This window comes from Pseudomonas sp. P5_B3 (genome assembly GCF_056400405.1).
Genome location: NZ_JBFULI010000003.1, coordinates 102,417 through 127,649, shown reverse-complemented (window position 1 = coordinate 127,649; position 25,233 = coordinate 102,417). Strand labels below are relative to the sequence as shown.

18 protein-coding genes and 1 pseudogene are annotated in these 25,233 nt (G+C 59.2%); 10 read left to right on the top strand and 9 right to left on the bottom strand.

Translation table 11 applies throughout. The annotated features are described in order from the left end of the window. Nucleotides 1-49 precede the first annotated feature (49 nt). The 5 genes and pseudogenes from gatB to AC1DRN_RS03460 all read left to right on the top strand — a co-directional run. Nucleotides 50-1,498, top strand: a pseudogene (gene gatB / locus AC1DRN_RS03480) (Asp-tRNA(Asn)/Glu-tRNA(Gln) amidotransferase subunit GatB); the annotation flags it as partial. Nucleotides 1,499-1,677: 179 nt separating this feature from the next. Further along, nucleotides 1,678-2,052, top strand: coding sequence for a septal ring lytic transglycosylase RlpA family protein (locus AC1DRN_RS03475; protein WP_223458683.1), 375 nt, complete (start codon nucleotides 1,678-1,680; stop codon nucleotides 2,050-2,052). Nucleotides 2,053-2,102: 50 nt separating this feature from the next. Next, the gene (locus AC1DRN_RS03470; protein WP_223458681.1) at nucleotides 2,103-3,164 is read left to right on the top strand and encodes a calcium/sodium antiporter; all 1,062 of its coding nucleotides are present in this window, start codon (nucleotides 2,103-2,105) and stop codon (nucleotides 3,162-3,164) included. After that, nucleotides 3,161-3,541, top strand: coding sequence for a carboxymuconolactone decarboxylase family protein (locus tag AC1DRN_RS03465; protein WP_223458679.1), 381 nt, complete (start codon nucleotides 3,161-3,163; stop codon nucleotides 3,539-3,541). The genes AC1DRN_RS03470 and AC1DRN_RS03465 overlap by 4 nt, the downstream gene beginning before the upstream one ends. Nucleotides 3,542-3,776: 235 nt before the next feature. Then, nucleotides 3,777-5,264: a PhoPQ-activated pathogenicity-related family protein gene (locus tag AC1DRN_RS03460; RefSeq protein WP_223458676.1), complete on the top strand. Its 1,488-nt coding sequence runs from the start codon at nucleotides 3,777-3,779 to the stop codon at nucleotides 5,262-5,264. Here AC1DRN_RS03460 and AC1DRN_RS03455 read toward each other — a convergent pair. From AC1DRN_RS03455 to AC1DRN_RS03415, 9 genes are all read right to left on the bottom strand, one after another. Beyond that, nucleotides 5,261-6,202: an AEC family transporter gene (locus tag AC1DRN_RS03455; protein WP_477786625.1), complete on the bottom strand. Its 942-nt coding sequence runs from the start codon at nucleotides 6,200-6,202 to the stop codon at nucleotides 5,261-5,263. The two genes, AC1DRN_RS03460 and AC1DRN_RS03455, sit on opposite strands and share 4 nt — an antisense overlap. Before the next feature lie 183 nt (nucleotides 6,203-6,385). Beyond that, nucleotides 6,386-7,939 carry a galactarate dehydratase gene (gene garD, locus AC1DRN_RS03450; RefSeq protein WP_223458672.1) on the bottom strand — a complete coding sequence of 518 codons (1,554 nt, stop codon included), beginning with the start codon at nucleotides 7,937-7,939 and terminating at the stop codon, nucleotides 6,386-6,388. A gap of 11 nt (nucleotides 7,940-7,950) precedes the next feature. Beyond that, a complete protein-coding gene (locus AC1DRN_RS03445) occupies nucleotides 7,951-9,321 on the bottom strand; it encodes an MFS transporter (RefSeq protein ID WP_223458670.1) in 1,371 nt (456 codons plus the stop codon). Nucleotides 9,322-9,483: 162 nt separating this feature from the next. Beyond that, entirely contained in the window at nucleotides 9,484-10,929 is a 1,446-nt protein-coding gene (locus AC1DRN_RS03440; protein ID WP_223458667.1) for an aldehyde dehydrogenase family protein, read from the bottom strand. A gap of 73 nt (nucleotides 10,930-11,002) precedes the next feature. Then, nucleotides 11,003-11,914: a 5-dehydro-4-deoxyglucarate dehydratase gene (gene kdgD, locus AC1DRN_RS03435; RefSeq protein WP_007981458.1), complete on the bottom strand. Its 912-nt coding sequence runs from the start codon at nucleotides 11,912-11,914 to the stop codon at nucleotides 11,003-11,005. Between the two features lie 383 nt (nucleotides 11,915-12,297). Further along, entirely contained in the window at nucleotides 12,298-13,047 is a 750-nt protein-coding gene (locus AC1DRN_RS03430; RefSeq protein WP_223458665.1) for a FadR/GntR family transcriptional regulator, read from the bottom strand. Nucleotides 13,048-13,241: 194 nt separating this feature from the next. Continuing rightward, on the bottom strand, nucleotides 13,242-14,969 hold the full coding sequence (locus tag AC1DRN_RS03425; protein WP_223458663.1) for an ABC transporter ATP-binding protein/permease: 1,728 nt from the start codon (nucleotides 14,967-14,969) through the stop codon (nucleotides 13,242-13,244). A gap of 97 nt (nucleotides 14,970-15,066) precedes the next feature. Next, entirely contained in the window at nucleotides 15,067-15,627 is a 561-nt protein-coding gene (locus AC1DRN_RS03420) for a response regulator transcription factor (RefSeq protein WP_007981466.1), read from the bottom strand. Beyond that, on the bottom strand, nucleotides 15,620-16,882 hold the full coding sequence (locus AC1DRN_RS03415) for an ATP-binding protein (RefSeq protein ID WP_223458661.1): 1,263 nt from the start codon (nucleotides 16,880-16,882) through the stop codon (nucleotides 15,620-15,622). Before AC1DRN_RS03415 ends, AC1DRN_RS03420 begins: the two co-directional genes overlap by 8 nt. Before the next feature lie 333 nt (nucleotides 16,883-17,215). On the opposite strand from AC1DRN_RS03415, the gene AC1DRN_RS03410 reads away from it, so the two are divergent. From AC1DRN_RS03410 to AC1DRN_RS03390, 5 genes are all read left to right on the top strand, one after another. Beyond that, nucleotides 17,216-17,932 carry an SIMPL domain-containing protein gene (locus AC1DRN_RS03410; protein ID WP_223458658.1) on the top strand — a complete coding sequence of 239 codons (717 nt, stop codon included), beginning with the start codon at nucleotides 17,216-17,218 and terminating at the stop codon, nucleotides 17,930-17,932. A gap of 485 nt (nucleotides 17,933-18,417) precedes the next feature. Beyond that, nucleotides 18,418-20,043, top strand: a complete 1,626-nt coding sequence (locus AC1DRN_RS03405; protein WP_223458655.1) for an ABC transporter substrate-binding protein — start codon at nucleotides 18,418-18,420, stop codon at nucleotides 20,041-20,043. A gap of 303 nt (nucleotides 20,044-20,346) precedes the next feature. Continuing rightward, on the top strand, nucleotides 20,347-21,948 hold the full coding sequence (locus AC1DRN_RS03400; RefSeq protein ID WP_223458653.1) for an ABC transporter substrate-binding protein: 1,602 nt from the start codon (nucleotides 20,347-20,349) through the stop codon (nucleotides 21,946-21,948). Nucleotides 21,949-22,121: 173 nt separating this feature from the next. Continuing rightward, a complete protein-coding gene (locus AC1DRN_RS03395; protein WP_223458650.1) occupies nucleotides 22,122-23,555 on the top strand; it encodes an OprD family porin in 1,434 nt (477 codons plus the stop codon). A gap of 78 nt (nucleotides 23,556-23,633) precedes the next feature. Beyond that, nucleotides 23,634-25,229 (top strand): ABC transporter substrate-binding protein, encoded by a 1,596-nt coding sequence (locus AC1DRN_RS03390; protein WP_223458648.1) that lies wholly within the window; start codon nucleotides 23,634-23,636, stop codon nucleotides 25,227-25,229. Nucleotides 25,230-25,233: the final 4 nt, after the last annotated feature.

Sequence of the window (25,233 nt, the reverse complement as noted above, 5' to 3'; positions counted from 1 at the left end):
CTTCGCTCGCGACGTTTCAAAATCCCCAGCAAAGGCTTCTGAGGAGACACACATGCAATGGGAAGTCGTGATCGGGCTGGAGATTCACACCCAGCTCACCACCCGGTCGAAAATCTTTTCCGGTAGTTCAACTACTTTCGGTTCCGAGCCGAACACCCAGGCCAGCCTGATCGACCTGGGCATGCCTGGCGTATTGCCGGTGCTGAACCAGGAAGCGGTGCGCATGGCGGTGATGTTCGGTCTGGCGATTGACGCCGAGATCGGCCAGCACAACGTGTTCGCCCGTAAAAACTATTTCTACCCGGATCTGCCGAAGGGCTATCAGATCAGCCAGATGGAATTGCCGATCGTCGGCAAGGGCCACCTGGACATCGCCCTCGAAGACGGCACGGTCAAACGCGTCGGCATCACCCGCGCGCATCTGGAAGAAGACGCCGGCAAGAGCCTGCACGAAGAATTCAGCGGCGCCAGCGGCATCGACCTGAACCGTGCCGGCACGCCGTTGCTGGAAATCGTCTCCGAGCCGGACATGCGCAGCGCCAAGGAAGCCGTGGCTTACGTCAAGGCGATCCACGCGCTGGTGCGCTACCTGGGTATCTGCGACGGCAACATGGCCGAAGGTTCGCTGCGTTGCGACTGCAACGTGTCGATCCGTCCGAAAGGCCAGGTCGAATTCGGCACCCGCTGCGAGATCAAGAACGTCAACTCGTTCCGTTTCATCGAGAAGGCGATCAACTCCGAGATCCAGCGTCAGATCGAGCTGATCGAAGACGGCGGAAAAGTGATCCAGCAGACCCGCCTGTACGATCCGAACAAGGACGAAACCCGTCCGATGCGCAGCAAAGAGGAAGCCAACGACTACCGTTACTTCCCCGATCCGGACCTGCTGCCGGTAGTCATCGAGAACTCGTTCCTTGACGACGTGCGCGCCACCCTGCCGGAATTGCCACCGCAGAAACGCGAGCGCTTCCAGGAGCAATTCGGCCTGTCGGTCTACGATGCCAGCGTCCTGGCCACCAGCCGTGAGCAAGCCGACTACTTCGAAAAAGTCGCGAGCATTGGCGGCGATGCCAAACTGGCGGCGAACTGGGTGATGGTCGAGTTGGGTAGCCTGCTCAACAAGCAAGGCCTGGACATCGAAGAGTCGCCGGTTTCCGCCGAGCTTCTGGGTGGCATGCTGTTGCGCATCAAGGACAACACCATCTCCGGCAAGATCGCCAAGGTGGTGTTCGAAGCGATGGCCAACGGCGAAGGCAGCGCGGACGAGATCATCGACAAGCGCGGCCTCAAGCAAGTGACCGACACCGGCGCCATCTCGGCGGTACTGGACGAAATGCTCGCGGCCAACGCCGAGCAGGTCGAGCAATACCGTGCGGCAGACGAAGCCAAGCGCGGCAAAATGTTCGGCTTCTTCGTCGGTCAGGCCATGAAAGCCTCCAAAGGCAAGGCCAACCCGCAACAGGTCAACGAACTGCTGAAAAGTAAGCTCGAAGGCTGATGAGGATGGAGCCAGCTCTAAAATCTGGCTCCATTCCCTGCGGGAGCGACGGTGCGACGATTCGACCTGCTCGCGGTTGCGGTCCGGCACTCAACGATGAGTTGACTGTCAGAATGTCAATCGCGACCAAGTCGGACCGCCGCACCGTCGCTCCCACATTTGTTTTCGGAAGCTTTCAAATGAAGCGTCTACTTGGACTTTGCGCCCTCCTCTCGCTCCTGGCCGGTTGCGCCAGCACCGACACTGTCGATCCACACGGCTACGACAAAACCGGCGTGGCTTCGTATTACGGCGCCAAACACCAAGGCAAACGTACCGCCAGCGGCGAACGTTTCAACAAGAATTCCATGACCGCCGCCCATCGTCAGTTGCCTTTTGGCACGCGGGTGAAGATCACCAATCTGAACAACGACAAGTCCTGCGTGGTCCGCATCAATGATCGCGGCCCGTACAGCCGTGGACGCCTGATCGACCTGTCCCATGAAGCCGCCGAACGTTTGGGCATGCTCAAAAGCGGCACCGCACGGGTTCGCGTACAAGCCCTCGACGACTGACCGATGGAGCCCCGACCATTTTCGGATTAGCCGATTTACCCCTGATCAGCGTGATCGAATTGCTCAGCGGATTGCTCCTGCTGATTGTCGGCGCCGAATTGATGGTGCGCGCCGCCGTACGCATTGCCGCACGGTTGCACATACGCCCGCTGATCATCGGCCTGACCATCGTCGCCCTCGGCAGCAGCGCCCCGCAGATGGCGGTCAGCCTGCAAGCCACCCTGGCGCACAACGCCGACATCGCGGTCGGCAGTGTGATCGGCAGCAGCATTTTCAACATCCTTGTCACCCTCGGATTGTCCGCGCTGATCATTCCGTTGAGGGTTTCCCGACAACTGGTGCGTCTGGATATTCCGTTGATGATCGGTGCCAGCCTGTTGGTTTTCCTACTCGCCTGGAATGAAGAACTGACCCGGGCCGACGGCGTGATATTGCTTGCCGCTCTGGCGATTTACCTGGGCTTGTTGCTGCGCCAGTCGCGACACTCGGCACGGCCGGTATCAAGCCATGACCACCACCCGCAAGCGCCATGGCTGAGCAGCTTGCTGATGATCGTCGCCGGACTGGCGATGCTGGTGTACGCCGGGCACTTGTTGCTGGGTGCAGCGGTTGCGGTCGCCACCGATTTTGGGTTGTCGGAGCGGATCATCGGCCTGACCATCGTCGCTGTCAGCACGTCACTGCCTGAGCTCGCCACTTCGTTGATCGCCGCAATGCGCGGCGAGCGCGAGATTGCCGTGGGCAACGTGATTGGCAGCAACCTGTTCAACCTCTTGGGCGTGCTCGGCATTACCGCACTGGTGGCGCCGTCGCCGCTGTCGGTGTCGCCCAACGCCCTGGATTTCGACCTGCCGGTGATGCTCGGCGTCGCGGCGCTATGCCTGCCGGTGTTTTACTCCGGCTACCGGGTGACCCGCGCCGAAGGCCTGCTGTTTCTGGGTTTGTACCTGGCCTATGGACTGCACGTGGTGTCGTTCACCACCGGCATGCCACTGGCCGGCAAGCTGGAACACTTGATGCTGCTTTTCGTCCTGCCGGCGTTGGTGGCGTTTTTACTGTTCACGTCGCTACGCGCATGGCGTCGCCAACACCATAAGAGGGAAGTCCCATGACCGAGAATAAAAAACCCGGCGTTGAAGTTCGCCGCCAAGTGATGGGTGACGCCTTCGTCGACCGCGCACTGGGCAACGCCACCGAGTTCACCCAGCCGTTGCAGGATTTCGTCAATGAACATGCCTGGGGCGCAGTCTGGAACCGTGAAGGTCTGCCATTGAAAACCCGCAGCCTGATCACCCTTGCCGCCCTGACAGCGCTCAAATGCCCGCAGGAGTTGAAAGGTCACGTGCGCGGCGCGCTGAACAACGGCTGCACCGTGGAAGAAATTCGCGAGGCGCTGCTGCATTGCGCGGTGTATGCCGGCGTGCCGGCGGCGATCGATGCGTTTCGGGCGGCGCAGGAAGTGATCGAGCAATACCAGCAGCCTCAATAACGCAAAAACATTCATTCAACGGAGAGACTTTTGTTTCTCCGTTGAATCTGCACAACCAGTAAAAATCATTGAACTTACATTTATACTTGCAACTTCCAAATACAAATATCCCGACAAACAATACCCATTAAAAAACACTTTCAATATCAACACCACAAAGACAAACTTTTCCGACCGCAGATATCCCCGCAAAAAAATAAATAAAATATAATTTGAAACAAGCGAGAGCCAATCCATGCGATCCAGTCTTTGTGTCATTCTTTCGAGCACCTGCATTTCTCTTGCACTTGCAAGTCTTACCGTACAAGCCGAAACTTCCGCGAATGCCTGCCTGGGCAGCCCTTACAACTTCAGTGAAGTATTGAACTGCTACAAAAAAGAGGAAGCCTCCAAGCCATTACTCTACGTTGCAAAAGGCACCGAAACCTTTCCAGGTGTCGAAAAGCGCAGCTTTGAGCTCTCCTCCCAGCGCTGGTCACCTGATGGACTGGTCAGCCCGGAACAATGGAAACATGACGTGGATATCTATATCCCCCACAATGCCGCTCGCGGACAGGCAGTGTTAGTCGCGAATAACGGAACCAACATCCCCGCCGGCAAAAAAGCGGCATCTGACCCCACAGACTTCACTCAAGCCATGGCACTGGAAGTTGCGCGCAAAACCGGCACCATTGTCATTTCGCTCAGCAACATCCCCAACCAATATTTGACGTATGCCGATGACGGTCGCGCCCGTACAGAAGATTCAAGTGTTGCCCATAGTTGGAAGCTGTTTCTGAACAATCCCGAAGCGCGCCCATACATGTCGGTGCATGTTCCGATGATGGCATCGCTGGTCAAGACCATGGATCTCGCCCAGAAGGAACTTGGGCCATGGCAAGTTGACCAATTCATTGCCACCGGGGCATCGAAACGCGCCTGGGCAGCCTGGCTTTCGGCAATTGCCGATGAGCGAATCAATGCCGTCGTGCCGTTTGTCATTGATGGTCTCGGTACAGACAAAGTACTCGAGCATACCTATCAAACCTTTGGAAAAAACTGGCCGCTGGCCTTCTATGACTATCATGGCGAAGGCGTTCTGAGTCAGCGACACAGTGAAAACTTCAAAAAACTGATGAAAATCGAAGATCCGATGACCTACCTGGACAGTGCCTACGCAGAGCGATTGTCGATCCCGAAATATATCGTGAACGCCAGCAGCGATGATTTTTTCGCGCCCGACAACTCGGACTTCTATTTTGACCAGTTGCCAGGACCGAAGAGCTTGCGCGTCGCCCCTAATGCCAGTCACACCGGGATCAGGCAATTTGTCGAGAATTCGCTGATTTCAGTGGTCAACCGGTGGCAGCAGGATCGCCCACTACCCACCATCACGACCAACGCAACCACACTTGCAACGGGCAAAACGGTTTCGCTGCAGTTCACCGAAGCGCCGGTTCAGGTCACTCAGTGGACCGCGGTGAATCCGATGGCGCGAGACTTCCGCGATGCCTGCGCAATTCGCTACGAGCCGACAAACATCACCCCTTCCTCGCCTTTGAGCGCCCAGGTACAGATTGATACGCCCGAGCAGGGCTGGGCAGCGAGCTTTGTCGAGGCGACCTTCGCCGATGGTTTTGTCACCACCACACCGGTGCAGATCACGCCTGATCGCTACCCGAATGCAGCACCTCCAGAGACCGGGCCCATGTGCAAAACCTTGCCCGATGTGGCCAGCCGCTAAATCCAGCCGCCCCACTGCAACAAAAAGATCCCGATATTCGTGGTCACGGCAGCCATCAACGTGGTGATCACGATGATGGCTGCCGCCAATTCATGATTGCCTTCGGCGGCACGGGCCATCACAAAGCTGGCCGCTGCCGTCGGGCTGCCGAAGTACAGAAACAGAATCCCCAGTTCCGCCCCACGAAAGCCCCACAGCCATGCCCCCAGCGTCGCCAGCACCGGCAGGCCGATCATCTTCATCAGGCTTGAACTCAGCGCCATGTTGCCGCTTTTGCGCAGTGCCGCCAGGGACAGCGTGCCGCCAATGCAGATCAGCGCCAGCGGCAGCGTGGTTTGCGCCAGATACTGGCCGGAGGTCTCCAGCCATCCCGGCAAACCGATCTTGAACCAGGCGAACGGTGCGGCCGCAATCACGCTGATGATCAGCGGATTGCTGAAAACGCTTTTGCAGATACTCCACGGATCGGACTTGATCACCGGGCTGTAGACCGCCAGCACAATGGTCGAGAGCGTGTTGTAAAACAGGATCACCAGCGCCGCGAGAATCGCCCCGAGGGAAATCCCGTAAGCACCGTACATGCTCGCCGCCAGCRCCAGGCCGATGACCCCGTTGTTACCGCGAAAGGCGCCCTGGGTGTAGATCCCGCGATCTTCCCGCGGACACTTCCAGATCGCCCAGCCCCAGGCAATGGCAAAACACACCAGCGTCGCCACGGAGAAATAGATCAACAGCGCCGGCTGCAATGCCGCGTGCAGGTCGGCATGCAGGATGCCCAGAAACAGCAACGCCGGCATGGTGACGTTGAACACCAGTGCCGACGCGGTGTGGATGAAATTATCGTTGATCCAATCGATGCGCTTGAGCAGCACCCCCAGAAACAGCATGGCAAACACCGGCGCGGTGATGTTCAGGGTTTCGAGGAAAATTGCCAGCATGCCGGGGGTAACCTTGGTGGGCGTCGTTAGGAGGCTAATGATAAGCCACCAAGGACATCGGCGTCTGGTAGACCGTCATCGCGGGCAAGCCCGCTCCCACAGGATCCTCAGTGTTCATGCGTTTTATGCAACGCAAAAGTCCCTGTGGGAGCTGGCTTGCCAGCAATGAACGATAACGCGATATCAGGTAATCGGCGCCGGGTTGAACAGGGTGATGTCGTTATGCAGTTTGTGCTGCTCGGCCCACGTCTGTTTCTTGCCGCTGGCCACATCCAGGTAGTAGTGGAACAGCTCCCAGCCCAGTTCCTCGATCGATACGCGGCCGGTGGCAATACGCCCGGCGTCGATGTCGATCAGGTCCGGCCAGCGTTGCGCCAGTTCGGTCCGGGTCGAGACCTTGATGACCGGGGCCATGGCCAACCCGTAAGGCGTACCACGACCGGTGGTGAATACATGCAGGTTCATCCCCGCCGCCAGCTGCAACGTCCCGCAGACAAAGTCGCTGGCCGGGGTCGCGCAGAAGATCAGGCCTTTGCGCTTGAAACGCTCGCCAGGGCCAAGCACGCCATTGATCGCGCTGCTGCCGGACTTGACGATCGAGCCCAGGGACTTCTCGACAATGTTCGACAACCCGCCCTTCTTGTTGCCCGGCGTGGTGTTGGCGCTACGATCCGCTTCACCCTTGGCCAGGTAGCGGTCGTACCAGTCCATTTCCCGCACCAGTTCCTGGGCGACGCCCTGGTTTTCCGCGCGGGAGGTCAGCAGGTAAATGGCATCGCGCACTTCGGTGACTTCGGAAAACATCACCGTCGCGCCGGCCCGCAGCAACAGGTCCGAGGCATAACCGAGTGCCGGGTTGGCGGTGATACCGGAGAACGCATCACTGCCGCCGCACTGCATGCCGAGGATCAGCTCGGACGCCGGTACGGTTTCCCGACGGCGCTGATCGAGCTTCTTCAAGCGCGTCTCGGCCAGTTCCATGATCTGCTCGATCATCTCGGTGAAGCCGTGGCTGGAATCCTGCAAGCGGTACAACCAAGGCTCGCTGAGATCCACCGAGCTGTCGTTGTCGTGCATCACCTGCCCGGCTTGCAATTTCTCGCAGCCCAGGCTGATCACCAGGGCTTCCCCGCCCAGGTTCGGGTTACGCGCCAGGTTGCGCACGGTGCGGATCGGGATGTAAGCGTCGGTGGCGGTGATGGCCACGCCGCAGCCGTAGCTGTGGGTCAGCGCCACCACGTCATCGACGTGCGGGTACTTGGGCAGCAACTCGTCCTTGATGCGTTTGACCGCATGATCGAGCACGCCGGTCACGCATTGCACGGTGGTGGTGATGCCGAGAATATTGCGCGTGCCGACGGTGCCGTCGGCGTTGCGATAACCCTCGAAGGTGAAGCCTTCCAGCGGTGCTTGCGCGGCCGGCACATCGGTGGACAGCGGCAGGCTGTCCAGCGGCGGCGCGGTCGGCATGCGCAGTTGATCTTCCTTGACCCAACTGCCGCGGGGAATCGGCTGCAAGGCATAGCCAATGGTCTGGCCGTAACGAATCACCTGGCCACCTTCGGGAATGTCCTCCAGGGTGACCTTGTGACTCTGCGGCACGAAGTCCACGGTGACCAGGCCGTCCGAAAATTCGGTACCGGCTGGTACGCCCTGATCATTGACCACGATGACCACGTTATCCCGCTCGTGCAGGCGGATGTAGCGCGGCGAGTCGGAATGTTCAATCAACTGCATGACGCCGCTCCTCAGGAATGCGCTTGAGACAATTTGCCAGGGGCTTGAGAACCGTTCGCTGGTGGCTCTTTGAGCACCACACGCTTGATCGGGCCCACGATCACCAGATAGCTGAACACCGCGACCAGTGCGTTGCAACCGACGAACACCAGTGCCCATTTGAACGAACCGGTGGAACTGATGATGTAGCCAATGACGATCGGGGTGGTGATGGAAGCGAGGTTACCGAATGTGTTGAACAGGCCACCGCTCAGGCCGGCGATCTGCTTCGGCGAGGTGTCGGACACCACCGCCCAACCCAGTGCACCCACGCCTTTGCCGAAGAACGCCAGGGCCATGAAGCCGACCACCATCCATTCAACATCCACGTAGTTGCAGGCCACGATGCTGCTGGAAACCAGCAGGCCGGCAATGATCGGCGCCTTGCGGGCGAAGGTCAGGGAATGGCCTTTGCGCAGCAGGTAATCGGAAATCACCCCGCCCAATACACCACCGATGAAGCCGCAGATCGCCGGCAAGGACGCAATGAAACCGGCCTTGAGAATGGTCATGCCGCGTTCCTGCACCAGGTACACCGGGAACCAGGTCAGGAAGAAGTAAGTGATGCCGTTGATGCAGTACTGGCCAAGATACACGCCGAGCATCATGCGGTTGGTCAGCAACTGCCGGATGTAGTCCCACTTCGGACCATCGGTCTTCTTGCCTTTGCCCTTGTCCTGGTCCATGTCGACCATGCCGCCGTTGTCGGCGATGTGCTTGAACTCGGCATCATTGATCATCGGGTGCTGACGCGGGCTGTGGATAACCTTCAGCCAGATCCCGGAGAAGATGATGCCGATCACGCCCATGACGATAAACACGTGCTGCCAGCCGAAGCTGTAGACGATCCAGCCCATCAGCGGTGCGAACAGTACCGTGGCGAAGTATTGCGCCGAGTTGAAGATCGCCGAGGCAGTGCCGCGCTCAGCGGTCGGGAACCAGGCCGCTACGATACGTGCGTTGCCGGGGAAGGATGGCGCTTCAGCCAGGCCTACCAGGAAGCGCAGCATGAACAGCGCAACCACTGCCGTGGACATGCCGAACTCGCCGACATAACCCTGCAGCACGGTGAACAGTGACCAGGTGAAGATACTCAACGCGTAGATTTTTTTCGAACCGAAACGGTCCAGCAGCCAGCCACCGGGGATTTGCCCGGCCACGTAGGCCCAACCGAATGCGGAGAAGATGTAGCCAAGGGTAACGGCGTCGATGCCCAGGTCTTTCTGCAGGCTGGAGCCGGCGATTGCGATGGTAGCCCGGTCGGCGTAGTTGATCGTGGTCACCAGAAACAGCATGAGCAGGATCAAATAGCGGACGTGAGTCGGCTTTTGGGTCGATTGCATGTAGATGTACTCCCACTGATTATTTTTATGCGCGGGTGAATCTTTTGTGCCCTGTAGGAGCGAGCTTGCTCGCGATGGTGGTCAACGATGACGCGGGGCATCAGGTGTACAGCCGCGACCTCGAGACCATCGCGAGCARGCTCGCTCCTACAGGTGTTGCGTTTACGAACCGATGTAGCTGGTCTTCACGACCGTGTAAAACTCTTGCGCATAGCGACCTTGCTCACGTGATCCATAGGATGAACCTTTACGTCCACCGAACGGAACGTGGTAATCCACACCGGCGGTCGGCAGGTTGACCATCACCATCCCGGCCTGGGAGTGGCGCTTGAAGTGGTTGGCGTACTTCAGCGAGGTGGTAGCGATGCCCGCCGACAGCCCGAACTCGGTGTCGTTGGCCATGGCCAGGGCTGCTTCGTAATCGGCGACGCGGACGATGTTGGCCACCGGGCCGAAGATCTCTTCACGGCTGATGCGCATCGCAGCTGTGCTGTCGGCAAACAGGGTTGGCGCGAGGAAGTAGCCCTCGGTGTCGCACGTCACCAGACCACCGCCGCTGACCAGGCGCGCACCTTCGGACTGGCCGATATCGATGTACCTCATGTCCTGTTCGAGTTGTGCTTGCGAGACCACCGGACCGATGTCGGTGCCTGCCTTCAATGCATGGCCGACCTTGATCGACTTCATGCGCTCGGCCATGGCTTCGACGAACTGGTCGTGGATGCCAGCGGTGACAATAAAGCGGCTGGAAGCGGTGCAACGCTGGCCGGTGGAGTAGAACGCGCTCTGTACTGACAATTCGACCGCTTGCTTGAGGTCGGCGTCGTCAAGAATGATCTGCGGGTTCTTGCCACCCATTTCCAGCTGAACCTTGGCCTGGCGCGACACGCAGTTGACGGCGATCTGACGACCCACGCCCACGGAACCGGTGAAGCTGATGCCATCGACTTTCGGGCTGTTGACCAGCGCATCGCCGACCACGCGACCGCTACCCATCACCAGGTTGAACACACCGGCCGGGAAGCCTGCGCGGGAGATGATTTCGGCCAGGGCCCAGGCGCAACCCGGAACCAGGTCCGCCGGCTTGAGCACGACGCAGTTGCCATAGGCCAGGGCCGGAGCGATTTTCCATGCAGGGATGGCAATCGGGAAGTTCCATGGGGTGATCAGACCGACCACGCCCAGGGCTTCGCGAGTGACTTCAACGTTGACGCCCGGACGCACCGACGGCAAGTAGTCGCCGGACAGGCGCAGGCATTCACCGGCGAAGAATTTGAAGATGTTGCCGGCGCGGGTCACTTCGCCGATGGCTTCAGGCAGGGTCTTGCCCTCTTCCCGGGCCAGCAGGGTGCCGAGCTCTTCACGACGGGCGAGGATTTCAGTACCGACTTTGTCCAGGGAATCATGTCGCGCCTGAATGCCGGAAGTGGACCAGGCCGCAAACGCGGCACGGGCGGCGTCGATGGCGGCGTGGACCTGAGCCAGATCAGCCTTGGCGTAGTCGCCGATGGCGTCGGTCAGTTCGGACGGGTTGATGTTGGTCGAATAGTCGCCACCGGCAACCCATTCGCCGTTGATGTAGTTATCGAAACGCTTTGAATCAGCCACGGCTTGCCCCTTTTACAAGAAGTCCTAACGCAAAAAGCCGCCGATTGCTCAGCGGCCCTGGTTTTATCGGGTGTTACTGCGCGCCCTGCTTGTCGATCAGCGCGGCGAGCATTTCGTACTCTTCACCGGTCAGATCGGTCAGCGGCGCGCGCACAGGACCTGCGTCGTAGCCGGCAATTTTTGCCCCGGCCTTGACGATGCTCACGGCATAACCGGCCTTGCGGTTACGGATGTCCAGGTACGGCAGGAAGAAGTCGTCGATGATCTTGCCGACGGTGGCGTGATCTTCGCGAGCGATCGCGTGGTAGAAGTCCATCGCGGTTTTCGGGATGAAGTTGAACACCGCCGAGGAGTAGACCGGTACGCCCAGGGCCTTGTAGGCCGCGGCGTAGACTTCGGCGGTCGGCAAGCCACCCAGATAGCTGAAGCGATCACCGAGGCGGCGACGGATCGACACCATCAACTCGATATCACCCAGGCCATCCTTGTAACCGATCAGGTTCGGGCAGCGCTCGGCCAGACGTTCCAGCAGCGGCGCGGTCAGGCGGCAGACGTTACGGTTGTAGACCACCACGCCGATGTTGACCGATTTGCACACGGCTTCGACGTGGGCGGCAACGCCGTCCTGGCTGGCTTCGGTCAGGTAGTGCGGCAGCAGCAACAGGCCTTTGGCGCCCAGGCGCTCGGCTTCCTGAGCGTATTCGATGGCTTGACGGGTCGAACCGCCCACGCCGGCCAGGATCGGCACGCTGGTGGCGCAAGTGTCGACGGCGGTCTTGATGATTTCCGAATATTCGCTGGCCGCCAGAGAGAAGAACTCACCGGTGCCGCCCGCGGCGAACAAAGCCGAGGCGCCGTATGGGGCCAGCCATTCGAGACGCTTGATGTAACCCGCGCGATTGAAGTCGCCCTGAGCATTGAAATCGGTGACCGGGAAGGACAGCAGACCGGCAGAGAGGATGGACTTCAGTTCTTGTGGATTCATTATTCGAACACCCTGGATAGCGACGTTATGTGAGAAAACCGTTCAGCCCGCGCTGAAGTTGTAGGTCATCGTACAACTTAAAATACAACCGTCAACTGCATTTCATCGCTGGGGGTGAAAATTGTTCGACAAGAAAGGCTGTCTGCCTGAGTTTTAGCGGGTTTCAGCGGAGGAAGGACAGTTGCGAGCACCGTGATAAACGGTCGTTTGAGAGATACGTTGTCGGAAGATAGGGGAAAGCTGCTGGATTTGTTTTATGGCTTACGGCCCTATCGCGAGCAGGCTCGCTCCTACAGTGATCTTCAGTGTTGCGAGATCCACTGTAGGAGCGAGCCTGCTCGCGATAGCGGTAGTTCAGACGATGGAGGACAAGGGCAGATTACTTACCCCCGCTGCGCCTCAGCCTCTTCATGGGCATGACGCAACCGCTCACGGCTGTTGGTCAGGTGCAAACGCATGGCGGCCCGCGCCGCATCGGAATCCTGACGGGCAATGGCGTCGTAGATTTCCTCGTGCTCACGGCTCAGGCGACTCATGTAGTGCTGCTGGTCGTCATGGGCCAGGCGCGCGGAGTTCAACCGTGTACGTGGAATGATGCTGGTGCCCAGGTGGGTCATGATGTCGGTGAAGTAGCGGTTGCCGGTGGACAGCGCGATTTCGAGGTGGAAGGCGAAGTCCGACGCCACGGCATCACTGGCATGAGCGGCGCTTTCGTTCAACGCATCGAGGGCGGCGCGCATGTTGGCCAGTTGTTCCGGATTGCGACGTTGCGCTGCCAGCCCGGCGGACTCCACTTCCAGGCTGATGCGCAGTTCCAGGATCGCCAGCACATCGCGCAAGGTCACCACGGTCGCCGGATCGATACGGAAACCGCTCGGGCTCGGCGTGTCGAGCACGAAGGTGCCGATACCGTGGCGGGTTTCCACCTGCCCTGCCGCCTGCAAACGGGAAATCGCTTCGCGCACCACGGTGCGGCTGACGCCATGGGCATCCATGATGGCCGACTCGGTAGGCAACTTGTCGCCACGCTTGAGATGACCGTCGCGGATCTGCTCGGACAGCACCGTCACCAGTTCCTGAGCGAGGCTGCGGCGCTTGCGTGGGAGGCGTGGTGCGTCGTTCAGGTTTTCCATGGTGAACATCTGTCTCGAAAAGTTCGGCTGCTGAAAGCACATCATAGCGCAACGCAGTTGTACGATCACCGTCAAGATGAGCACTGCCCCCTGTGGGAGCGAGCTTGCTCGCGATGACAATCTGTCAGGCAACATCGTCGTTGAATGTCAGTCAGCCATCGCGAGCAAGCTCGCTCCCACAGGGTAAGTGGTGTTTATGCGGTCACGGCCTGGTCCACCAAATGGCCATTCTCGATACGAACGTGCCGTGGGTGGAAGCGCTTCAAGCTGCTGCGATGGCCGACGCTGACAATGCTCAGCCCCGGCAACTCGTCGATCAGCGCCTGATACAGCGTGGCCTCGTCCTCTTCGTCCATCGCCGAGGTCGCTTCGTCCATGTACAGCCATTGCGGTGCATAAAGCAGCGCACGGGCAAAGGCCAGGCGCTGCTGCTCACCCGGCGACAACATGCGCTGCCAGTGGTTGGCTTCGTCGAGACGGGCAATCAGGTGCGGCAAGCGACAGGTTTCCAGGACCTGCACGTAGCGTTCGTTCGGATAGATATCGCCAGCCTGTGGATAACTGAGAACATCGCGCAGGGTGCCAATCGGCAAATACGGTTTTTGCGGCAGGAACAGGTAACGCGCCGCTGGCAGGCGAATACTGCCGTGGCCGGCCGGCCACAGATGGCCCATCGCCCGCAGCAGGGTCGACTTGCCGCTGCCGGAACGACCGCTGAGCATCACACGGTCGCCCTCCTCCACGGTCATGTCGGCGTTGGTCAGCAGGTGACGACCTTCAGCCAGGTCGAGGCCGAGGTTGTGCACCTTCAGCACCGAGCCCGAATTCTGTACGTCGATGGCCGGCGCACGCTCTTCGTTGTCACGCATGGCCTGGTGGAAGCTCAGCAGACGATCGCAGGTGGCGCGCCAGGAAGCGAGGCTCTGGTACGCACTGATGAACCAGCTGAAACTCTCCTGCACATTGCCGAATGCCGAGCTGATTTGCATCAGCTCGCCCAGTTCGATCTTTCCGGAGAGGTAACGCGGCGCGGCAACCATGAAGGGGAAGATGATGGCGGCCTGGCTGTAACCGGCGGTGAAGAACGTCAGGCGCTTGGACACCTTCATGATGTCCCAGAAGTTATGCCAGACCATCCCGAAGCGGCCGCTCAACCGACGATTTTCGTTCGGCTCGCCGTTGTACAACGCGATGCTTTCGGCATTCTCGCGAATCCGCACCATGGAGAAACGCAGATCGGCTTCGAAGCGTTGTTGTTGGTTGTTCAGGCCGATCAGGCGACGACCGATCAAATGCGTCAGCCAACTGCCCACCACGGCGTAAACCAGGACGCACCAGAACATGTAGCCGGGAATGGTGATGCCGAATACTTCAATGCTGCCCGACACGCCCCATAGAATGATCGAGAACGACACCAGGCTGACGATATTGCGCAGCAACCCGATCCCCAACTCAAGGGTGTTGGAGGTGAAGTTGTTGAGGTCTTCGGAAATCCGCTGGTCCGGGTTATCGGTGTAACCGCCCTGCTCCAGCTGGTAGTAATTCTTGTCGGCGAGCCAGCGCGCAAAGTGCTTTTCCGTAAGCCATGCCCGCCAGCGAATCGTCAGCATCTGGGTCAGGTAGAGCCGGTATACCGCGCCGACGATCGCCACCGCCGCAATCGCGCAGAAGTACAGGATCAGTTGCCAGAACGCCGCCTCGTCCTTCTTTTGCAGGGCGTTATAGAAATCCTTGTACCAGGTGTTGAACCACACCGAGATCCCCACGCTGATCAGCGACAATGCAATCACCGCGATCAGCAGTGTCCAGGCCTTGACCTTCTCTTCACTGCGCCAGTAAGGCGTGATCATCGCCCACACTTTGCGAAAAAACTGCCCGCGCACGGCGTCGTTGACCGCGGAATACTCAGCGTTCTGATTCATGGATAAGGCTCGATAGAGAAAAGAACACAAACGAACCGATCATAGATGATCGGTTCGGTTTATCGTGAGATACGGCCTGCATTCGTTCAGCGCAGGTTCAGCGACGAACGGGGCGCTTCTGCAGTTTGCGCTGCAGAGTGCGGCGGTGCATGCCCAAGGCACGGGCGGTGGCCGAGATGTTGCCTTCGTGCTCGGTCAGCACGCGCTGGATGTGCTCCCACTGCAGGCGGTCCACGGACATCGGGTTTTCCGGCACCAGGCTGTCGAGGTCGGCGTGTTCGGACAGCAGCGCCGCCAGCACGTCGTCGGCGTCCGCCGGTTTGCACAGGTAATTGCAGGCACCGCGCTTGATCGCCTCGACAGCGGTGGCAATGCTCGAATAACCAGTGAGAATCACCACGCGCATTTCCGGGTCCATTTCCAGCAACTTGGGCAGCAGCACCAGGCCGGAATCGCCGTCCATTTTCAAGTCCAGGGCGGCGTAATCCGGCAGATCGGCCTTGGCCAGTTCCAGGCCTTCTTCGGCGGAACTGGCAGTGCTGACGCGAAAACCGCGGCGGGCCATGGCGCGGGCCATGACACGGGTGAATGTGGCGTCGTCATCGACCAACAACAAATGCGGCAGTTCTTCGCCTTCGACTTGGATCTCTTCACTCATGTTCGTCTCCTCGGGCGACACGGGGCAGGCGCAGCTCGGTGAGCGTACCGCCTTCCTCATGACTGTAGAGTTTCACTGAGCCGCCGGCGCGTGTCACGCTGGCCTTGCTCAAAAACAGGCCCAGGCCGAAGCCTTTGCCCTTGGTGGTAAAAAACGGTTTGCCGATTTGCTCGGCGATGGCCAGCGGCACACCGGCGCCATGATCACGAATGCTGATGGTGAGGTTTTCCCAATCCCAGTCCAGCGTCACTTGCAGCCCTTCGGGGCAGGCATCGGCGGCGTTGTTCAACAGATTCAGCAAGGCCTGGGTCAAGTCCGGCGGCGGCGCCATGCGCGGTACCGGGCCCTGGCCGAGGCGCTGGAAGCGATAACTGGCTTCCGGGCGCATCAGGTGCCAGCGATTGAGGGCTTCATCAAGCCAATCGGTGACGTCCTGGATCTCCACCGCCAACCGGCGATTGGCCTCGGCGGCGCGCACCAGATGCTGCAGGGTCTCTTTACACAACTTGACCTGATCCTGCAGCACGCTCAGGTCATCCTGCAACATCGGGTCATGGTGGTCCTGACGCATTTCCTTGAGTAGCACACTCATGGTCGCCAGCGGCGTGCCCAGTTCATGGGCCGCGCCGGCGGCCTGGGTGGCGACGGCCAGCAGTTGCTGATCGCGCAGGCCTTCTTCGCGACGAATGGCGCGCAGCTCTTCCTGACGGCGCAGCTCTTCGGCCATGCGCGCGGCGAAGAACGTGATCACCGCGGCGGCGAGGGCGAAGCTCAACCACATCCCGTACACCTGCAGGTTTTCCCGAGCGATCGGGAAGGTTTGCAGTGGGTAGAACTGTGCCAGCAACAGCGTGTACATCGTCAGCGCGATACCCGACAGGATCACCGAGTAACGCCATGGCAACGTCACCGCGGCAATGGTCAACGGCACCAGGTAATAGGAGACGAAGGGGTTGGTCGAGCCACCGGAGAAATACAGCAAGGCGCTGTGGATAAACAGGTCACAGGCCAGTTGTACGGCGTATTCGAGCTCGGTCACCGGCCACGAGGTACGCAGGCGAATCGCCGTGAACACGCACAACAGCATCGAACAACCGAGGGTCGCGGCCAATTGAAACCAGGGCAGTGGCAGCAATTCGAGCCAGTAGGCCAGGCCCACGGAACCGGCCTGTGCGGCCAGCACCAAGGTGCGGATGAACGTCAGCCGCCAGAGATTCTGGCGAGTGGCGGAAGTGATTTGAACGGGGGCGAGCATGAGCTCTCCTGATGAGCGCTCCAGGCGGATCGCAGGGAGTATAACCAAGCACGGGGGCTGACAGGCAAAAGTGCGGCAAACGGCCACAGGACCGGAAGATCCGCTGCGCCTGTAAGGCCGCCATCGTCGGAACGCCGCCCGGACCAAGCTCGCTCCCACATTTGGAATGCGCACTCCTGTGGGAGCGAGCTTGCTCGCGATTGGCCGCGAAGCGGCCCCTAACGACCCATCTGTATAGAAGTTGTAACTGTGCGAACCGGAGCATAAAAGCTAGAGTCTGATGGTTTCACGCAGGCCCGGACCATACCCCTGCGCACCTTCCAAGGAGCCTTCATGCACACATTCCGCCGCAGCGCCGCCCTCCTCGCCCTGAGTGTTGGCACCGTCGCCAGCCTCCCGGCCCTGGCCGCCGACGAGCTGCATTACAACCAGATTTCCCTGCGCGCCGAAGTCAGTCAGGAAGTGGCCCGCGACTTGATGATCGTGACCCTCTACACCGAAGAACAGAACAGCGACCCGGCCAAACTCGCCGCCGACGTCAGCACTGTAATGAACAAGGCGCTGGCCCAGGCCAAGAAAGTCAAGGACATCACCCTGCGTCAGGGCAGTCGCAACAGCTACCCGATCTACGATACCAAGGGCCAGAAAATCACCGGCTGGCGCGAGCGCGCCGAATTGCGCCTGGAAAGCTCGGACTTCGCCGCGCTGTCGAAGCTGACCGGCGAGCTGCTCACCGACCTCAAAATGGGCGGCATGGACTTCGCCATCGCCACCCCGACCCGCAAAGCCAGCGAAGACGCCCTGCTCAAGGACGCCGTGACCGCCTTCAAGGCCCGCGCCCAGCTTGCGACTGATGCTCTGGGCGGCAAGAGCTACAAAATCGTCAACCTGAACCTCAACAGCAACGGTTATCCACAGCCTTACCTGCGCGCGCCGATGATGATGAAAGCCGCCGCCATGGACGCCGCACCGGTGACGCCAGATGTTGAAGCCGGCACCAGCCAGGTCAGCATGACCGCCGATGGATCGATTGAAGTGCTGATGCCTTGAATCGATAGCCTTTTTAAAAAAAAAACGGCGATCACTCACATGATCGCCGTTTTTTTATTTTTTTGGAGGGGACTGTTTTCAGGCATGAGCTATAACTGGAGAGTCCACCGGGAAAAGCCGGCAGTTGCACCGGGTGCAACTGAGATTGACTGGCCACTATCGGTGCAACAATAACCACTCTTATTCACGCCATACCCACCCCACAAAACGGGGTATGAATAAGTAACACCCCGCCCTGATCGGGAGCACCCTGCGCTCAGGACGCACCGTGAAAGTGCGTCGTTTGCACCGTAAAAATGCCGCGCAAACGGTTAAATGCGGCAGGATTTATACAAATGCGACATTAAGGTACGTTCGTACCACCGTTTCAGGCTTGTAGTCACTCTGGATCTTGCATTGGGTATGGCCCCTGCATAAGTATCCGCAGGCACGACTCACGAGGTCGTCCTCAAATTCCAAAAATGACAACAAATCATGAGGCCACCATGCTTAAACACGCGGTCATTCCGTTCTTAGTTGGCGCAAGCTTGCTAGCCAGCGCACCGTTCGCCCAAGCAGCGACTAACCTGGTGTTCTGCTCCGAAGGGAGCCCGGCCGGTTTCGATCCAGGTCAATACACCACCGGAACCGACTTCGACGCCTCTGCAGAAACCATGTTCAACCGCCTCACCCAGTTCGAGCGCGGCGGCACCGCCGTTACTCCTGGTCTGGCAACCAGTTGGGACGTCTCCGATGACGGCCTGACCTACACCTTCCACCTGCGTGAAGGCGTCAAGTTCCACACTACCCCGTATTTCAAGCCGACTCGTGAGTTCAACGCCGACGACGTGCTGTTCACCTTTAATCGCATGATTAACAAGGATGACCCGTTCCGCAAAGCGTACCCGACCGAATTCCCGTACTTCACCGACATGGGGATGGATACCAACATCACCAAGATCGATAAAGTCGATGACCACACGGTCAAGTTCACTCTGAAAGAAGTTGATGCCGCGTTCATCCAGAACATGGCCATGAGCTTCGCTTCCGTGCAGTCCGCCGAGTACGCCGCCCAGCTGCTCAAGGAAGGCAAGGCCGCCGACATCAACCAGAAGCCGGTCGGCACCGGCCCGTTCGTGTTCAAGAGCTACCAGAAAGACTCCAACATCCGCTACACCGGGAACAAGGACTACTGGAAGCCTGACGACGTGAAGATCGACAACCTGATCTTCGCCATCACTACCGACCCGTCGGTGCGTATTCAGAAGCTGAAGAAGAACGAGTGCCAGGTCACCCTGTTCCCTCGTCCGGCCGACCTGAAAGCGCTGAAGGAAGACAAGACCCTGAAGGTGCCTGACCAGGCTGGCTTCAACCTCGGTTACATCGCCTACAACGTGATGCCCAAGGTCAAGGGACAAACCGATGCGAACCCGCTGGCCGAGCTGAAGGTGCGCCAGGCGCTGGACATGGCGGTCAACAAGCAACAGATCATCGACTCCGTGTACCAGGGCGCCGGCCAACTGGCGGTCAACGCCATGCCGCCGACCCAATGGTCCTACGACACCACCATCAAGGATGCGCCGTACAACCCTGAGAAAGCCAAGGAGCTGCTCAAGGAAGCCGGCGTGAAAGATGGCACCGAAATCGTTCTCTGGGCGATGCCGGTACAGCGTCCGTACAACCCGAACGCCAAACTGATGGCAGAAATGCTGCAGTCCGACTGGTCCAAGATCGGCCTCAAGGTCAAGATCCAGAGCTACGAGTGGGGCGAGTACATCAAGCGCTCCAAAGGTGGCGAGAACCAGGCGATGCTGATTGGCTGGAGCGGTGACAATGGTGATCCGGACAACTGGCTGAACGTGCTGTTCGGCTGCGACTCGCTGGAAGGCAACAACTTCTCCAAATGGTGCGACAAGAAGTTCGACGGCATCGTCAAGGAAGCCAAGCGTACGACCGATCAGGCCAAACGCACCGAACTGTACAAGCAGGCGCAACACGTGCTCAAAGATGCTGTGCCTATGACACCTATCGCTCACTCGACGGTGTTCCAACCCATGCGCGACAACGTGCAGGATTTCAAGATCAGCCCATTTGGCTTGAACTCCTTCTACGGCGTCAGCGTCAGCAAGTAAGACATTGCAACGGCGACGTTTCTGACGTCGCCGTTGCTTTATCTACCGAGCAAGCAGGAATTTGCCTACATCCAAATCCGCAGCTGACTACAGCATCGGGGGAGGACGCGTCGCCATTTCCTACGAGCCTTTAGGACTTTACGCATTTACTGCCGGACCCGTGGCTCATACCGTCGGGATCCGACCAGCGCATGCGTGGGTCATCGGTTACTGCTGCGTGCATGGCTTGAAATCAATGATGCCTCTACGTCCGCAGACGGGACGGCGGCTCATTGACAACACTTTGAGAGAAAAGGAAGCGTTATGCGCCATACCTTGGTTTTATCCGCATTGCTGGGCACCGGCCTGTTGGCCGCCACTTCCATCAGCCAGGCCGCCAACAACAGCCTGGTGTTCTGCTCCGAAGGCAGCCCCGCCGGTTTCGACACGGCGCAGTACACCACTGCGACCGACAACGACGCCGCCGAACCGCTGTACAACCGGTTGGCAGAGTTTGAAAAAGGCGCAACCAACGTCGTACCGGGCCTGGCCACGAGCTGGGATATTTCCGAGGACGGCCTCAAATATACCTTTCACCTGCGCGAAGGGGTGAAGTTTCATACCACCAAATACTTCACGCCGACCCGCGATCTCAATGCCGATGACGTGCTGTTCACGTTCAATCGCATGCTCGATCCGCAACAGCCTTTCCGTAAGGCATATCCGACAGAGTTTCCGTACTTCAACGGCATGAGCCTGAACAAGAACATCGCCAAGGTCGAAAAAAACGGGCCGCTGACCGTGGTCATGACGCTCAACAGCGTGGACGCCGCGTTCATCCAGAACATCGCCATGAGCTTCGCCGCGATCCTTTCGGCCGAATACGCCGACAAGCTGCTCGCCGAAGGCAAGCCGAGCGACATCAACCAGAAGCCGATCGGCACCGGACCGTTCGTGTTCAAGAGCTACCAGAAAGACTCGAACATCCGTTACACCGGCAACCAGCACTACTGGGACCCGAGCCGGGTCAAGCTCGACAACCTGATTTTCGCCATCAACACCGACGCCTCGGTGCGCGTGCAGAAACTCAAGGCCGGCGAGTGCCAGATCACCCTGCACCCGCGCCCTGCCGATGTGACCGCGCTGAAGAACGACCCGGCCCTGCAACTGATCGAGAAGCCTGGCTTCAACCTCGGCTACATCGCCTACAACGTGCGCCACAAACCGTTCGACCAGCTCGAAGTACGCCAGGCGCTGGACATGGCGGTGAACAAGCAAGGCATTCTCAATGCCGTTTATCAGGGTGCGGGACAACTGGCGGTCAACGCCATGCCGCCGACCCAATGGTCCTACGACGACACGATCAAGGACGCCGCCTACAACCCGGAAAAAGCCAAGGAGCTGCTCAAGGCTGCCGGCGTCAAGGAGGGCACTGAAATCACCCTCTGGGCCATGCCGGTCCAGCGTCCGTACAACCCCAACGCCAAGTTGATGGCCGAAATGCTCCAGGCTGACTGGGCGAAGATCGGCCTCAAGGTCAAGATCGTCAGCTATGAGTGGGGCGAGTACATCAAGCGCACCAAGAACGGCGAACACGACATCAGCCTGATCGGCTGGACCGGTGACAATGGTGATCCGGACAACTGGCTGGGCACGCTCTACAGTTGCGACGCCATTGGCGGTAACAACTACTCGATGTGGTGTGATCCGGCCTACGACAAGCTGATCAAGCAGGCCAAGGTCGTCACCGATCGCGACCAGCGCACCCTGCTCTACAAACAGGCGCAGCAGTTGCTCAAGCAGCAAGTGCCGATCACGCCAGTCGCCCACTCAACGGTCAACCAGCCGCTGAGCGCCAAAATCGAAGGGTTCAAAGTGAGCCCGTTCGGTCGCAACGTTTTCTCGGGTGTCAGCATAGAAAAATAACCGATTAGCCAGAAATGCCGGGGGGCAGATTTTCCGCCCTCACGCAGACGCTTTGCCGTCTTTTGCCAATTTGGCCGACAGCAAACGTTTGCGATGCCGTGAATGAGTTCTAAACCAATAGCCGGATCACAAAAAAAGACCGGCATAAAAATAGAAAGTAAGGAGCTTTACCCATGAAACTGAGCAGCACCGCGTTATTGGCCTTGGCCATAAGCAGCGTAACCGCCACGGCTTACGCAGAAACCCAAAGCCAGGCCTTCACCCCGGTTACCGTGAACGAGAAAAGCGCCCAAAGTGAAGCCACCGGCTTTGTCGAAGGCCAGTCGATCACCGGCACCACGCGTAACTGGTACGCCAACGAACAACTGCAACGCGGCGCCAAGTTCGCCTACAAGAAGGACGGCGTTTCGACCCCGACCGATCGCCGGATCAACTGGGTCCAGGGCACCATCCTCAAGTACAACTCGGGCTTCACCGAAGGCACTGTCGGTTTCAGCACTGAAGTCGCCGCCTACAACGCCGTTGCCCTGGACCGGGACCGCAAAGACCTGGCGTCCAACAACGGTGGCGCACCGGGCTCTCGTCCAGGCGCGGGCAACAACCGTACCCTGACCAAGGAAGGCGGCGACGCTCAAGGCCAGTGGAGCAAACTGGGCCTGGCCAACGTCAAGGCCCGTGTCTCCAACAGCACCCTGACCGCCGGCCGCATGAACTTCAGCAGCCCGATGGTCGACGTGATCGGTAACCGTGCACTGCCTTCGAGCTTCCAGGGCGTGGCCATCCACAGCGAAGAACTGAACAACCTGGCCTTCGACCTGGCCACCTTCGACCGCAACTCTCCGCGTACCGAAGAAAGCCTGCGCAAATTCCGCACCGAATACGCCAACGGCATCGTCGAATCCGACCACATCTACACCGGCGGTATCACTTACAACCCGCTCGCCAGCCTGACCACCAGCCTCTGGGCGACCCAGGCTGAAGACATCTGGAACCAGTACTACTTCGGCGCCTCTCACGTACTGGGCGACAGCCAGGTACTGAGCCTGACCACCGGCCTGAACTACTACAAAACCAAGGAAACCGGTAAAGCCCTGATCGGCGATATCGACAACGACACCTACTCGCTGTCGTTCGGTCTGACCCACCAGGCCCACACCCTGACCTTCTCGTACCAGGAAGTGAACGGTAACGAGTACTTCGACTACCTGCACGAAACCAACGGCATCTACCTGGCCAACTCCCTGCTGTCGGACTTCAACGGCCCGAACGAAAAATCGTTCCAGGTTGCCTACGGTCTGAACATGGCCGAATACGGCGTGCCGGGCCTGAAGTTCAACATCTACCAGGCTCGCGGCTGGGGTATCGACGGTACTCACTACACCGGCAACGGCGGCGTGGCCGGCAAGGGTTACGACGGCATCCAGTCCCAGGATGGCGAACACCACTATGAATACGGCATCGGCGCAACCTACGCCGTGCAGAGCGGCCCGCTCAAGGCCACCACGATCCGCGGCACCTACACCGCTCACCGTGCCAGCGAAAACCAGGCTGACGGCAGCATCAACGAGTTCCGTCTCGTGACCACGGTTCCGTTCAACATCCTGTAATGCCGCTGCCGAACGGCTGATTCATTGACGAATTGGCCGTTCGGCTTTTGTCCTTTAACTGATTGCAGAGGGTTCTTGATGAAAATGCTTCCCCTACGTGCGGCCATCGCGGCTGCGTTGCTCAGTGTCGCTGTCGGTGTCTCGGCCAAACCGCTGGTGGTTTGTACCGAAAACAGCCCCGAAGGCTTCGACATGGTCCAGTACACGACTGCAGTCACAGCCGATGCGGTGGCCGAAACCATCTTCAATCGCCTGGCAGACTTCAAACCCGGTACCACCGAAGTGATTCCGGCGCTGGCCGATTCCTGGGATATCAGCGAAGACGGCCTGAGCTACACGTTCCACCTGCGCAAAGGCGTCAAGTTCCACACCACCGAATACTTCAAGCCGACCCGCGACATGAATGCCGACGATGTGGTCTGGAGCTTCCAGCGCCAGCTGGACCCGAATCATCCGTGGCACAAACTGTCGAGCGTGGGCTTCCCGTACTTTGAAAGCATGGGCTTCAAGGAGCTGCTCAAGAGCGTCGAGAAAGTCGACGACAACACGGTCAAGTTCACCCTGACCCGTCCTGAAGCACCGTTCCTGGCCGACATTGCCATGGCCTTCTCTTCGATCTACTCCGCCGAGTACGCCGACCAGTTGCTCAAGGCCAACAAGACCGGCGACCTGAACAACAAACCAGTCGGCACCGGCCCGTTCGTCTTCCAGCGTTACAACAAGGACGCCCAGGTTCGCTTCAAGGCCAACCCGGAGTACTTCCGTGGCAAGCCACCGGCCGATGCGTTGATCCTGGCCATCGCCACCGACAACAACGTGCGCCTGCAGAAGCTCAAGGCCAACGAGTGCCAGGTCGCGCTGTATCCAAAACCGGATGACATTCCGAGCATCAAGAAAGACGACAAGCTGAAGGTCGATGAGCTGAATGCGATGACTGTCGCGTACATCGCCATCAACACCACGCACAAGTACCTGAGCGATGTACGGGTGCGTAAAGCCATCGATATCGCCTTCGACAAGGAAGCTGCTGTCAACACGCTGTTCGGCAAGGGCAACGCAACAGCCGCAGTCAACCCGTTCCCGGACACCCTGCTGGGCTACAACCACACACTGAAGAACCCGGCCCGTGACCTGGAGAAGGCCCGTGCCCTGCTCAAGGAAGCCGGCGTACCGCAAGGCACCACCTTCACCCTGTTCACCCGCAACGGAGGCGGTGCAACCAACCCGAACCCGATGCTCGGTGCACAAATGATGCAGGCCGACCTGGCCAAGGTCGGGATCAAGATCGACATTCGCGTGATGGAATGGGGCGAAATGCTCAAGCGCGCCAAAAACGGCGAGCACGACATGGTTTCCGCCGGATGGGCGGGCGATAACGGCGACCCGGATAACTTCCTGACGCCTATGCTCAGTTGTGAGGCGGCCAAGAACGGCGAAAACTACGCACGCTGGTGCAATGACAAGTTCCAGGCCCTGATCGATCAGGCCCGGGAAAAAACCGACCCGGCCGAGCGTGCAGCCCTGTACGAGCAGGCCCAGGTTATTTTTAACCAGGACCAGCCGTGGATCAGCCTGGCGCACACTCGAATGTTTACCGCAATGCGCAACAACGTAGAGGGCTATCACATTAGCCCCCTCACCACGAATAACTTCGCCACCACCCAGGTGAAGTAATAAG

Excerpts from the sequence above, each read along its gene's own strand:
- AC1DRN_RS03475 (WP_223458683.1), top strand. The coding sequence starts at position 1,678 with ATGAAGCGTCTACTTGGACTTTGCGCCCTCCTCTCGCTCCTGGCCGGT.
- AC1DRN_RS03465 (WP_223458679.1), top strand. The coding sequence starts at position 3,161 with ATGACCGAGAATAAAAAACCCGGCGTTGAAGTTCGCCGCCAAGTGATG.
- AC1DRN_RS03460 (WP_223458676.1), top strand. The coding sequence starts at position 3,777 with ATGCGATCCAGTCTTTGTGTCATTCTTTCGAGCACCTGCATTTCTCTT.
- garD (WP_223458672.1), bottom strand. The coding sequence starts at position 7,939 with ATGCAGTTGATTGAACATTCCGACTCGCCGCGCTACATCCGCCTGCAC.
- AC1DRN_RS03445 (WP_223458670.1), bottom strand. The coding sequence starts at position 9,321 with ATGCAATCGACCCAAAAGCCGACTCACGTCCGCTATTTGATCCTGCTC.
- kdgD (WP_007981458.1), bottom strand. The coding sequence starts at position 11,914 with ATGAATCCACAAGAACTGAAGTCCATCCTCTCTGCCGGTCTGCTGTCC.
- AC1DRN_RS03430 (WP_223458665.1), bottom strand. The coding sequence starts at position 13,047 with ATGGAAAACCTGAACGACGCACCACGCCTCCCACGCAAGCGCCGCAGC.
- AC1DRN_RS03425 (WP_223458663.1), bottom strand. The coding sequence starts at position 14,969 with ATGAATCAGAACGCTGAGTATTCCGCGGTCAACGACGCCGTGCGCGGG.
- AC1DRN_RS03420 (WP_007981466.1), bottom strand. The coding sequence starts at position 15,627 with ATGAGTGAAGAGATCCAAGTCGAAGGCGAAGAACTGCCGCATTTGTTG.
- AC1DRN_RS03415 (WP_223458661.1), bottom strand. The coding sequence starts at position 16,882 with ATGCTCGCCCCCGTTCAAATCACTTCCGCCACTCGCCAGAATCTCTGG.
- AC1DRN_RS03410 (WP_223458658.1), top strand. The coding sequence starts at position 17,216 with ATGCACACATTCCGCCGCAGCGCCGCCCTCCTCGCCCTGAGTGTTGGC.
- AC1DRN_RS03405 (WP_223458655.1), top strand. The coding sequence starts at position 18,418 with ATGCTTAAACACGCGGTCATTCCGTTCTTAGTTGGCGCAAGCTTGCTA.
- AC1DRN_RS03400 (WP_223458653.1), top strand. The coding sequence starts at position 20,347 with ATGCGCCATACCTTGGTTTTATCCGCATTGCTGGGCACCGGCCTGTTG.
- AC1DRN_RS03395 (WP_223458650.1), top strand. The coding sequence starts at position 22,122 with ATGAAACTGAGCAGCACCGCGTTATTGGCCTTGGCCATAAGCAGCGTA.
- AC1DRN_RS03390 (WP_223458648.1), top strand. The coding sequence starts at position 23,634 with ATGAAAATGCTTCCCCTACGTGCGGCCATCGCGGCTGCGTTGCTCAGT.